The organism is Nocardioides marmorisolisilvae (genome assembly GCF_003725775.1).
Classification (GTDB): Bacteria; Actinomycetota; Actinomycetes; order Propionibacteriales; family Nocardioidaceae; genus Marmoricola; species Marmoricola marmorisolisilvae.
The window spans coordinates 154,012-166,032 of the sequence record NZ_RJSG01000002.1; the positions used below are offsets into that span (position 1 = coordinate 154,012).

The following is a 12,021-nucleotide window of genomic DNA, read 5'->3' on the forward strand; positions in this document are numbered from 1 at the left end:
TGATGAGCGATCAGATCGGAAGCACCAACGTCGACGCCGGCACGCTGCCCACCGCGAACCGTGCCAGTGACTTCTCCCTGGACGTCGAGGAGCGATCCATCAAGGACGCGTTCTCCGACTGGGTCGGCCGACTGCGCACCGGTGAGCCGGGGGCTCTGCCCTCGGTGCTCGGCCTGGTGCTGCTCGGCATCATCTTCATGCAGGTCAGCGACCGCTTCCTGTCCAAGAACAACCTCGGCAACCTGCCCGGCCAGGGTGCCTACATCGCGGTCATCGCGCTCGGCCTGGTGTTCGTGCTGCTGCTGGGTGAGATCGACCTCTCCGCCGGCACCGCGGGCGGCACCTGCGCGGCGATCGCGGCCGTGGGTGTCTTCGGGGGGAATCTGCACGACGACCTGCCCTCCGGCCTGTACTGGGGGCTGCTGATCGGCCTGCTCGGCGCGATCGGGCTCTCGATCTGGCTCAAGGCCTGGAGCGCGGGCGCGGTCATCCTGATCGGCTTCGTCATCATCGTGGCCGGCCTGACCGACAAGCTCGGCTTCGCCCTGGTCGCCGCGGTCTGCATCGGCACCGCGATCGGCGTCTTCAACGGCTACCTGGTCGCCAAGGTCGGCATCCCGAGCTTCGTGGCAACCCTGGCGCTGTTCCTCGCCTGGCAGGGCGTGCTGCAGTTCGCGCTGCAGGGCCAGCCGGTGAACACCTCGAACTACAACTTCTGGCACAACCTGACCTACGGCAACCTCTCGGTGACGTGGAGCTGGGTCTTCACCATCGTGGTGGTCGGGGGCTTCGTCGCCGTCACCGCGTTCGAGTCGCTGCGGGCCAGGAAGGCCGAGCTGGCACGCGACGGTCTGTCGCTGGTCCTGCTGCGCGGAAGCGTGATCGCGGTCGTGGCGATCCTCATCACCGCATGGCTGAGCACGAACCGGAACACGAACACGTTCAAGATCATCGAGGGCATCCCGGTGCCCGCGGCGATCGTGATCGTGCTGATGATCGCCTGCACGATCGCGCTGACGCGGACCACCTGGGGCCGGCACCTCTACGCCACCGGCGGCAACGCCGAGGCCGCTCGTCGCGCCGGTATCGACGTGGTGCACATGAAGGTGACGGCGTTCGCGATCTGCTCGGCGTTCGGCGCGCTCGGCGGCATCATGCTCGCCTCCTCGCAGTCCTCGGCGTCCCTGGACCTCGGCTCCGGCAACGTGCTGCTGTTCTCGGTCGCGGCCGCGGTCATCGGCGGTACGTCGTTGTTCGGTGGTCGCGGCAAGCCGCGCGATGCGGTGATCGGCGCGCTGGTGATCACGATCATCCCGAACGGACTCGGCCTCAAGCCCAGCCTGGGTGCGCAGTGGCAGCAGGTCATCACCGGTGCGGTGCTGCTGGCTGCCGCCGCGGTCGACGCGGTCTCGCGGAGGCGTGCTGCCCGCAGCTAGCGGGTCGGGGACCCGTACGTCGTGGTGCGCTCGACGACCGGTCGGTTGATGCCGGCGCCGATCTCGACCAGCTCCTCGACGGTCTTGGCGGAGCCGTGCTCCGAGCCGGCCATCCGGGAGATGGTCTCCTCCATCAGCGTCCCGCCGAGGTCGTTCGCGCCGGCGTTGAGCATCGCCCGGGTGCCGTCGGTGCCGAGCTTCACCCACGAGGTCTGGATGTTGTCGATCCGGCCGTGCAGCAGGATCCGGGCCATCGCGTGCACGGCGAGGTTGTCCCGCAGCGTCGGGCCGGGACGGGCCACGCCTGCCAGGTAGATCGGCGCCGAGTGGTGCACGAACGGCAGCGGCACGAACTCGGTGAAGCCACCCGTCTCATCCTGGATGCCCTTGAGCACGTTGAGGTGCCCGACCCAGTGCCTGGGGTTGTCGACGTGGCCGTACATCATCGTCGAGCTCGACCGGATGCCTACCTTGTGCGCGGTGGTGACGATCTCGACCCAGGTCTTGGTCGGCAGCTTGCCTTTGGTCAGCACCCAGCGGACCTCGTCGTCGAGGATCTCGGCCGCCGTACCGGGGATGGTGTCCAGGCCGGACTCGCGGGCCTTGATCAGGAAGTCCTCGAACGACAGCCCGGTGCGCGAGGAGCCGTTGACGATCTCCATCGGCGAGAACGCGTGCACGTGCATCCCGGGCACGCGCTTCTTCACCGCCGCGGCGATGTCGAAGTACGCCGTACCGGGGAGCTCGGGGTCGATGCCGCCCTGCATGCAGACCTCGGTGGCACCGAGGTTCCAGGCCTCCTCGGCCCGGTCGGCGACCTGGTCGAGGGAGAGCGAGTACGCGTCCTCGTCGGTACGCCGCTGCGCGAACGCGCAGAACCGGCAGCCGACGTAGCAGACGTTGGTGAAGTTGATGTTCCGGTTCACCACGTAGGTGACCTCGTCGCCCTTGACCTCCTTGCGCAGGTCGTCGGCCAGGCGGATCACCTGGGCCAGCAGGTCGCCCTCGGCGGTCATCAAGGTCAGCGCGTGCTCGTCGGAGAGGTTGCCCGGGTCCTTCTCGGCCGCCTTCAGTGCAGCCAACCCCTCGCTGGTTGAGCTTGTCGCCCTTCGAGACGGTTGCTTCGCAACCTCCTCAGGGACCGAGGTGGTGATCCCGGCCTTCAGCTCGTCCCAGTCGCCGTACACGTTCTCGAAGTCGCTGCGGCGGTCCTTGGCCCGACCGATGGTGTCGACGTCCAGGTGGAGGTCGACGTGGCCGACCGAGGCGAAGCCGCCGTCCGGCTCCTGCCACGGCAGACCGACCGGCCGGACGCCGCCCTTGACCAGGCCGTCGTCATCGGCGAGCGCGGCGACGTGGCCGGAGACCCGCGGGTCGATCCAGGGTTCGCCGGCCAGCACGTACTCGGGGTGCGCGGTCAGTCGGGCCTTCAGGGTGAAGCCGGCGCTGGCCGTGATGTCGCGCAGCCGGTCGAGCGAGGGCCAGGGCCGCTCGGGGTTCACGTGGTCCGGGGTCAGCGGCGAGACGCCGCCCCAGTCGTCCACGCCGGCGCCGAGGAGGGCCTGGCACTCCTCCAGGTCGACCAGGTTCGGCGGAGCCTGGACCCGGACCTTCGGCCCGAGCACGATCCGGGAGACCGCGATCGCCGCGACGTACTCGTCGAGGGCCAGGTCGTCGGTGTGCCGCATCGCGGTGTCCGGCTTGGCGCGGAAGTTCTGGATGATGACTTCCTGCACGTTGCCGTACTGCCGGGCGACCTTGCGCAGCGCGAAGATCGACTCGGCGCGCTCCTCGAGGTCCTCCCCGATCCCGATCAGCAGACCCGTGGTGAACGGGACGCCAAGCCGGCCGGCGTCCTCGAGCACGCGCAGCCGGACCTCGGGGTCCTTGTCCGGCGAGCCGTAGTGGGCCTCGCCCTTCGTCTCGAAGATCCGTCGGGAGGTGGTCTCGAGCATCATCCCCATGGAGGGGGAGACCGGCTTGAGCCGGTTCATCTCCTCCCACGACATCACCCCAGGGTTCAGGTGCGGGAGCAGCCCGGTCTCCTCGAGCACCCGGATCGCCATCGCCCGGACGTAGGCGAGCGTCGAGTCGTAGCCCTGCTCGTCCAGCCACTGCCGGGCCTCGGGCCAGCGGTCCTCGGGCCGATCACCCAGGGTGAACAGTGCCTCGGTGCAGCCGAGCTGGGCGCCCTCGGAGGCGATCGCGAGGATCTCGTCGGGGGAGAGGTACATCGACTCCCCGGACCGGGTCAGCTGGCCCGGGGTCGCGACGAAGGTGCAGTAGTGGCACTTGTCCCGGCACAGCCGGGTCACCGGGATGAAGACCTTGGGGGAGTAGGTGATGACGCCAGGGCGGCCGGCGTCCTCCAGGCCCTTGTCCCGGACCCGGGCGGCGACCGCGGTCAGCCGTTCGAGGTCCTCGCCGCGGGCGGTGAGCAGCGCGACGGCCTCGGCCTGGTCCAGGGCAGCACCACGCTCGGCGCGGGCGAGCGCGCGGCGGACTTGTTGGGGAGTGGCAGTCATCAGGAACAGGCTAACCAGCAGGGGGATCCTGCGCCGACCAAAGTCATAGAGTGGTCAACGAGAATCCCCCGACAGGTTATTCCGTGGGTCAGCCCACGATCTCCTTGAGCTGCGCGATCACGCCGGCGTTGTTGCCGTCCATCGCGACCGGGGTGACGTTCAGGCTGGTCACGCCGGTCTCCTCGAAGGCGGCCACACGCTCGGCGATGTAGGACTTCGGGCCGACGAAGTTGGCTGCCTCGAGCCACTCGAGCGGGACCAGGGCCTCGGCTTCCTTCTTCTTGCCGGAGAGGTAGAGCTCCTGGATCTCGGTGGCTTCCTTCTCGTACCCGTAGGCGCACGCGAGGTCGTTGTAGAAGTTCTTGCCCTTGGCGCCCATGCCGCCGATGTAGAGCGCGAAGATCGGGCGGGCGAAGTCGAGCAGCGCCTTGGTCTCCGGGCCCTCGCCGATCGCGAGCATGCCGCCGGCGACGATGTTCAGCCCGCCCAGGCTCGGGTCGCGCTTCTCGGTGCCGGCCTTGATCGGGGCGCCCATGACGTCGCCGATGCGCTCGGGGTAGTACAGGTGCGGCAGCAGGCCGTCGGCGATCTCCGCGGCCAGCTCGACGTTCTTCGGGCCGAGGGCGGCGACGTAGATCGGGACGGTGTCGCGCTCGGGCTTGGTGAGCAGCTTCAGCGGCTTGCCGAGGCCGGTGACGGCTCCGTGCTCCTTGTCCAGCGGAAGCTGGAACTCGCCGTCGGCGGTGAGCGGCTCGCGCTTCATGCCGGCGCGGATGATCTCGATGATCTCGCGGGTGCGGGCGATCGGCTTGGCGTACGGGACGCCGTGAAAGCCCTCGATGACCTGCGGGCCGGACGCGCCGAGACCGAGGATCGCCCGACCGCCGGAGACGTTGTCCAGGCCGGCCGCGGTCTGCAGCAGGGCGCCCGGGGTGCGCGAGTAGATGTTCATGATCGCGGAGCCGATCTCGACGGTCTCGGTCTTCGCCGCGAGGTAACCCATCAGGGTCGGGGAGTCGAACCCGTAGGCCTCGGCGACCCAGACGGTGTCGAGTCCGGCACGCTCGAGCTCGACGACCTGGTCGGCCGCGGTCCGCGGGTTGCCGTCGTACATCAGCATCGTGGAGATCTTCATGACGGTGACAGTATTACTGTCACGATCACCGCGCCAGAGCGGGTCCGTGTGACCTGGGTATCAGGAACAGGTTCTAGCCGGTGTGGCTGACGTCCTGCGGCAACGACAGCTTCGGTACGCCGCCCAGGCGCTTGGCGTAGCGGACCTGAGGGGCGTACTCGGCGAGCAGGTCCCACAGCGCCTGGTGGGCCGCCCAGGGGAGCGGGTCCTCTCCGCTCCGCCAGCTCTCGCCGAACGAGATCCAGATCGGCGTCCACGCCGCGGCGTCGTCCCAGGCGCCGCGACGGCTCTCCACGAGCCGGCGGCGCAGCTGGAACTCCTGTCGGGCGCCGTCGGAGCAGATCGGCGCCGTCCGGACCGGCCAGGCGCGCAGGTCCAGGCTCATCAGCGCGAGCTCGAGGTCGGGCAGGGCCGAGGGCGCGACCAGCACGGTCGCGACGTTCTCGTGGGGAGCCCGACGCACGTCGGCACGCTAACCCGGCCCACCGACAGCGTCCAGAGAACCCGCCTACTGGTGCCAGGAGCTCCACAGGTCGGCGTACGAGCCTCCGGCCTGGACCAGCTCGTGGTGCGACCCGAACTCGCTGATCCGGCCGTCCTCGACGACCGCCACCCGGTCGGCGTCGTGCGCCGAGAACAGCCGGTGGGCGATCGCGATCACGGTGCGACCCTCCAGGACCGCGGCCAGCGAACGCTCCAGGTGCCGTGCGGCCCGCGGGTCGATCAGCGAGGTTGCCTCGTCGAGGACCAGCGTGTGCGGGTCGGCCAGCACCAGCCGGGCCAGCGCGAGCTGCTGGGCCTGGGCCGGGGAGAGGTCGAGGCCGCCCGAGCCGACGACGGTGTTCAGGCCGTGTGGCAGGGCCCGGGTCCAGTCACCCGCGTCGACGGAGTCGAGCGCGGCCAGCAAACGGTCGTCGCCGGCCTCCTCGTCGACAGCCAGCGCCAGGTTGTCGCGCAGCGTGCCGACGAAGACGTGGTGCTCCTGGGTGACCAGCGCGACGTGGCCGCGCAGCTCGGCCAGCGGCAGCTCGGTCAGCCCGACCTCGCCGACCGTGACACTGCCGGTCCGCGGCGGGTGGATGCCCGCGAGCAACCGACCCAGGGTGGACTTGCCGGCACCGGACGGGCCGACCATCGCGATCCGCTCGCCGATCCCGACCGACAGGTCGATGCCGTGCAGCACGTCGCGGCCCTCGGTGTAGCTGAACCGGACCTCGGCGGCATCGATCTTCTCGTCGATCGGCTGGCGGCCGGTGGCGACCCGATCCTCGGGCACCTTCGCGACGCCGAGCAGGCGGGCCAGCGAGGCGCTGCCGACCTGGAGCTCGTCCATGATCGAGATGACCCGGTCGACCGGGTCGATCAGCGCCTGCACGTAGAGCGTCGCGGCGGTGACGTCCGCGAGGCTGGCGTGCCCGTGCAGGTAGAGCCAGCCGCCGAACAGCAGCGTCGCCACCGTCGGGATCAGGTACGCCGTCTCCACGGTCGGGAAGAACACCGTGCGCAGGCCGAGGGTGTAGCGCTCGGCGCGGAAGGACTCGGCGATGTCGTCGTCGACCTGATCGATCCGGCTCTGCTGCAGACCGAGGGCCTCGACGGTGCGCGCGCCCTCGACCGTCTCGGTCAGGGAGGCGTTGATGACCGAGTAGGTCTCGCCCTCCCACAGGTAGCCGTCCTTGGCGCGGGCCAGGTACCAGCGCAGCGCGATCACCAGCGGCGGCACGCCCAGCAGGCAGGGGATCAGCACCCACCAGCCGACCAGCACCGCGCCGATGAGCGTGACGATCGCGGTGACCGTCGCGATCAGCCACTCAGGGATCGCCCAGCGCACCGACCAGCCCAGCTGGTCGACGTCGCGGGACGTGCGGGTCAGCAGGTCGCCGGACCCGGCGCTCTCGACCACTCCGATCGGCAGCGCCAGGGCGTTGCCGACGAAGTCCTCGCGCAGCTCGGCCAGGACCTGCTCGCCGAAGACCTGCGAGCGCAGCCGGGCGTAGCGGGTGAGGACCGTCTGGGCGAGCAGGAAGACGGCGAGCACCAGCGCGATCCGGTCCACGTGCCCGACCGTGGTGCCGTCGTGCACGTCCTGGACCAGGCCGCCGAGCAGGCGCGGCGCCGCCAGGCCGGCGACGGCGGCGAGCACGTGCAGGCCGAGCGCGATCCCGATCGCCCGCGGGTGCCGGCGCAGCAGGTGCTTGAGGTAGCGCTTCACCTCGGCCTGGTCGGCGACCGGCAGGCTCTCCCGGTCGCCGTTGATCCGAGCCTGCTTGCGGCGCTCGACCTCGGCGGCCAGCTCGCGCCGGTTGTAGGTCTGCTTGCTCATCGGGCCACCTCCTCGACGTCCTCGGCCTCTTCGCGGGTGACCACAGCCCGGTACGCCGGGGAGGACGTCAGCAGGTCGGCGTGGCGGCCCTCGGCGACGACCCGGCCCCCCTCGAGGAAGACGACGACGTCGGCGCGGCTCAGCATCAACGGGCTGGAGGTCGTCACGACCGTGGTGCGGCCCGCCCGGTTGCCCACGAGGCGCTCGGCGATCCGCGCTTCGGTGTGCGCGTCGACCGCCGAGGTCGACTCGACCAGGATCAGCACCTCCGGGTCGCGGGCCAGGGCCCGGGCCAGGATCAGGCGCTGGCGCTGGCCGCCGGAGAACGAGCGACCCTTCTCCGCGACCAGGGTGTCCAGACCCTCGGGCAGGGCCTCGAGCACGTCGGAGGTCGCGGCGGCGTGCAGTGCGCGGGCCAGCCGCTCGTCCCGGTCCGGGTCGGCGGCGCGGATGCCCGCGAGCTGGTCGGCCAGGCGACCTGCGAACAGGATCGCGCTGGTGTCCGAGACCACGATCCGCTCGCGGACCAGGGCGCGCGGCAGGGTGTCGAGGCGGACCCCGCCCCAGATCACGTCGCCCTCGGCGAAACGGCCCAGTCGGTCGACGACCTCGGCAGCGTCACCGGCAGGCTCGGAGACGACCGCGGTGAGCACGCCCGGGCGGATCCGCAGCCCGCTCCTCACGTCGACGAGCTCGCTGTCGGGGGCCGGTGCGTCGGCGGCCAGGCGCGGGTCCTCGATCTCCGGCTGGAGGGCGAGCACCTTCACGATCCGGCGGGCCGAGACGTGGGCGCGGATCCACTTGTTGGCAGCCTCGGTCGCGGTGCGCAGCGGCAGCACCAGGAAGGCGGCGTAACCGTAGAAGGCGACGAGCTCACCGGGGCTGATCTTGTCCTGGACGGCGAACCGGGCGCCCAGCCAGACGACCACCACGACGAAGACGCCGGGCAGGAAGACCTGGAGCGCGTCCAGGACCGACTGCAGCCGGGCCACGGCGTTGCCGGCCTGACGGACCTTCTGCGACTCGGTCCGGTAGCGGTCGTGGAAGATCCGTTCGCCGCCGATGCCGCGCAGCACCCGCAGGCCGCTGACGATGTCGGTGGCGATGTTGGAGAGGTGACCCATCATGTCGCGCTGCTCGAGGTTGCGCTGCTGCAGCGGTTTGAGCAGCGGGCCGAGCAGGAGCAGCAGCACCGGGACGCCGATCAGCACGACCAGGCCGAGGGTGACCGAGGTCTGCAGCAGGATCACCGCGACCACCACGAAGGACACCAAGGCACCCATCGCCCGGGCGAGCACGTCCATCGCGTTGCCGATGTGGGACAGGTCGTTGGTGCCGATCGCGACGACCTCGCCGGTGGCGACGCGCTTGGACAGCGTCGCGCCCAGGTGGGTGGCCTGCCGGGTGACCAGCTGCACCACCCGGTACGCCGAGGTCAGCCAGTTCAGCACCGCGTAGCGGTGGCGCATGATGCCGCTGGCCGACTGGATGACGCCGACGCCGAACAGGATCGCGGACCACTTCCACAGCTCGCCGGAGTCGCGTCCGGTGACCCCGGCGTCGATCGCCTTGCCGATCACGGCGGGCACGACTGCCGAGCAGGTCATCCAGATGACACCGAAGACCATGGCGACCGCGACGGAGTCCCACTGACCCTTCAGGACCCACCGGAGGAAGCTCCACGGGGTGCGCGAGTCCGCCGTGCCGGGATGATCGAGGGGTAGGTCGCGCACCCAGCAACGTTACGAAACCACCGAGGGCCGGTCGAATGGTTTTCCGGCCGGCCCTCGGTGGTTCAAAAGAATCTTCAGACCCCTGCTGTCTCCGGCTCCGGGACCTCGGCCGCAGCAGCCGCGGGCGTCGGGTTGATCGGCGGGTCACGGTCGAGCTTGCTCGGCCACCAGATGCCGCCTCCCAGGTCCAGGTTCAGCGCCGTCACCAGGACCGAGCGCACGATCAAGGTGTCGAGAAGGACGCCCAGCGCGACCGCCGTGCCGAGCTCGGCGAGGAAGACGAACGGCAGGGTGCCGAGCACCATGAACGTCGCCGCGAGCACCAGGCCGGCCGAGGTGATCACGCCACCCGTGGAGGACAGCGCGATCAGCGAGCCCTTGCGGGTGCCGTGGTCGGCCGTCTCCTCGCGGACCCGGGTCATCAGGAAGATGTTGTAGTCGATGCCCAGGGCGACGAGGAACACGAACGCGAACAACGGGAACGTCGGATCGGCTCCGGCGAAGTCGTAGACGTAGTGGAAGATCAGCGACGAGATGCCGAGCGCTGCGCCGAACGACAGGATCACCGTCGCCATCAGGATCAACGGGATCGCGACCGCCCGGAGCAGCAGCATCAGGATCAGGAACACCACCAGCAGCACCAGCGGGATGATCACCTTGTTGTCACGGTCCGAGGCGATCTTGGTGTCCAGGTAGAGCGCGGCTCCGCCGCCGACCAGAGCGTTCGAGCCGTCGATGCCGTGAGCGACCGACCGCGCCTTCTTCACCATGTCGAAGGCTGCCGGGGACGAGACGTCCTGGTTGATGCTCGCCTCGAACCAGGAACGACCGCCGCCGAGGGACTTGATGTCGGTCGGCTTGCCGACGCCCTTGACCGCGACGACCGCGCTCTCGACGTCCTTGATCTTGTCGTCGTTGGCGACGACCTGGAGCGTGTTGGAGTTGTCGGCCAGGTCGTGCGCGAACAACGCCTTCTGAGCCAGCACCGAGTCGAAGGTCTGGGTGAAGGACTGCTCGGTGGTCAGGCCTGTGGCGTCGAGCTTGAACAGGCCGAGGCAGGAGATCGCCAGCAGCGTCGCGGTGATCACCCAGACCCGGCGCGGCGCCTTCGAGATCCGCTGACCGGTCCGGGCCCAGAGGCCGTGCGAGGTCGGCTCGTCAGAACCGAAGCTCGGGCGCTTCGGCCAGAAGACCCAGCGCCCGAAGATCACCAGCAGAGCCGGCAGCAGGGTGATCATCACGAGCAGCGTCACCGCGACGCCGACCGCGAGCACCGGGCCCAGTCCGGCAGTGGAGTTGAGGTCGGCGAAGGAGAGGCACATCAGGCCGATGACCACGGTGGCCGCACTCGCGATGACGGCCGGCGCTGCTCGGTGCAGGGCGTAGCCCATCGCCTCGTGGCGGTTCTCATGGGTGCGCAGCTCTTCGCGATACCGCGCCACCAGGAGCAGCGCGTAGTCGGTGCCCGCGCCGATCACCAGGATGCCGAGGATGTACTGGCTCTGGTCGTTGACCGTGAGGTTCGCGTACTTGGCGAGCAGGTACACCACGCCACCGGCCATCTGGTACGAGACGGCCGCTCCGATGATCGGGAGCAACCACAGGATCGGGCTCCGGTAGGTCAGCAGCAGGATCAGGATGACCACACCGAAGGTGATCAGGATCAGCTGGGTGTGGGAGCCGTCGAAGGACGACGCGAAGTCGGAGGCCTGTCCTCCGTAACCGCCGAGGTAGACCTTGACCCCGTCGATCTTGGTGAAGTCACGGATCTTGTCGGCCGGCTTCGGGATCTTGTTCCAGCCGTCCTTGCCGAAGTTGAAGACGAAGTACGTGTAGGCCACCTGGCCGTCCGCCGAGGTCAGCTTCGGGACGTTCACTCCCTGGGCAGCCAGCGCCTTGGCCTTGTTCGGGGTCAGCACCCCCTGCTTGGTGACGCCCTTGATCGCGGCGATCTTCTCGCCCTGGGCGTCCATGGCAGCGAAGTCGCTCGGCCGCAGCCCGTCCTTGCGCTGGTAGACCACCAGCGTCGGGATGTCGTTGGGGTTGACGTCCTTGGACAGCTCGTTGGTCACCTTGGTGGCCTCGGCGGACCCCGGCAGCCACGAGGAGGCCTCGTTGTTCTTGACGTCGTTGAGCTTGGCGCCCAGCGACGACAGCCCGACGGTGGCGACGAGCACCCCCACGAGGACGAGCCACTTGGTCACGGGTCCGGTCAGCCTGCCGGCGATCTGTCGATGCATGTTCTTATCCAAACATCAGGTACGGACAGAACGCCTCCGGGTTTTCCCTGATCTTCGACGGACTTCGGTCCGCTTAGACAGCCAGGTCCTCGATCACCTCAGCACCCGGGAGCTCGGCCAGAAGGCGCCCCGGCAGGATGATCTTCGAGCCGCGGATCCCCGAGCCGATCAGCACCAGGTCGGTGGCCGGCACCCGGGCGTCCACCAACACCCGCCAGTCCGTGGGGACCCCGATCGGCGTGATCCCGCCGTACTCCATGCCGGTCTCGGTGACCGCGCGCTCGTGCGCCAGGAACGAGCACTTGCGCACGTCGAGCAGCCGCTTCACCCGGTTGTTCACGTCCGCCTTGGTGTCGCCACGGACGACGCACGCCGCGACCCGTTCCTCGCCCTCGCGCTTGCCCATGATCACCACGCAGTTGGCGCCGGCCTCCCACGGGACGCCGTACACGTCGACCGTGCCGGCGGTGTCCGCGTGCTCGGGGTCGATCTCCACGACGCCGACCTCGCCCGCGTGCTTCCAGGTGCGCAGCAGCGCCGCGACCGGCTCCGCGACGAGGTGCAGGTGCTCGAGGGCAGGGACCGTGGTGAGCTTGCCGAGGGTGTGAATTCCGGTCATGCCCCGAACG

General features: G+C 69.5%; 8 protein-coding genes. 1 reads left to right on the plus strand and 7 read right to left on the minus strand.

Features of this window, described 5'->3' with window-relative positions:
- Positions 1-2 precede the first annotated feature (2 nt).
- Complete coding sequence (locus EFL95_RS04520) at positions 3-1,436, plus strand: sugar ABC transporter permease (protein ID WP_123232871.1); 1,434 nt, start codon at positions 3-5, stop codon at positions 1,434-1,436.
- On the opposite strand, the gene EFL95_RS04525 is transcribed toward EFL95_RS04520, so the two are convergent.
- The 7 genes from EFL95_RS04525 to EFL95_RS04555 all read right to left on the minus strand — a co-directional run bounded on the left by EFL95_RS04525 (position 1,433) and on the right by EFL95_RS04555 (position 12,011).
- A complete protein-coding gene (locus EFL95_RS04525; RefSeq protein WP_123232872.1) occupies positions 1,433-3,961 on the minus strand; it encodes a bifunctional FO biosynthesis protein CofGH in 2,529 nt (842 codons plus the stop codon). The two genes, EFL95_RS04520 and EFL95_RS04525, sit on opposite strands and share 4 nt — an antisense overlap.
- An 88-nt stretch (positions 3,962-4,049) precedes the next feature.
- The gene (locus tag EFL95_RS04530) at positions 4,050-5,096 is read right to left on the minus strand and encodes an LLM class F420-dependent oxidoreductase (RefSeq protein WP_123232873.1); all 1,047 of its coding nucleotides are present in this window, start codon (positions 5,094-5,096) and stop codon (positions 4,050-4,052) included.
- 73 nt (positions 5,097-5,169) lie between these two features.
- Positions 5,170-5,559 (minus strand): hypothetical protein, encoded by a 390-nt coding sequence (locus EFL95_RS04535; protein WP_123232874.1) that lies wholly within the window; start codon positions 5,557-5,559, stop codon positions 5,170-5,172.
- A gap of 45 nt (positions 5,560-5,604) precedes the next feature.
- Positions 5,605-7,419: an ABC transporter ATP-binding protein gene (locus EFL95_RS04540; protein WP_123232875.1), complete on the minus strand. Its 1,815-nt coding sequence runs from the start codon at positions 7,417-7,419 to the stop codon at positions 5,605-5,607.
- The gene (locus EFL95_RS04545) at positions 7,416-9,152 is read right to left on the minus strand and encodes an ABC transporter ATP-binding protein (RefSeq protein ID WP_183407023.1); all 1,737 of its coding nucleotides are present in this window, start codon (positions 9,150-9,152) and stop codon (positions 7,416-7,418) included. The genes EFL95_RS04540 and EFL95_RS04545 overlap by 4 nt, the downstream gene beginning before the upstream one ends.
- A gap of 74 nt (positions 9,153-9,226) precedes the next feature.
- The gene (locus EFL95_RS04550; RefSeq protein WP_123232876.1) at positions 9,227-11,392 is read right to left on the minus strand and encodes an MMPL family transporter; all 2,166 of its coding nucleotides are present in this window, start codon (positions 11,390-11,392) and stop codon (positions 9,227-9,229) included.
- Between the two features lie 73 nt (positions 11,393-11,465).
- Positions 11,466-12,011 (minus strand): YbaK/EbsC family protein, encoded by a 546-nt coding sequence (locus tag EFL95_RS04555; RefSeq protein ID WP_123232877.1) that lies wholly within the window; start codon positions 12,009-12,011, stop codon positions 11,466-11,468.
- Between the last annotated feature and the right edge of the window lie 10 nt (positions 12,012-12,021).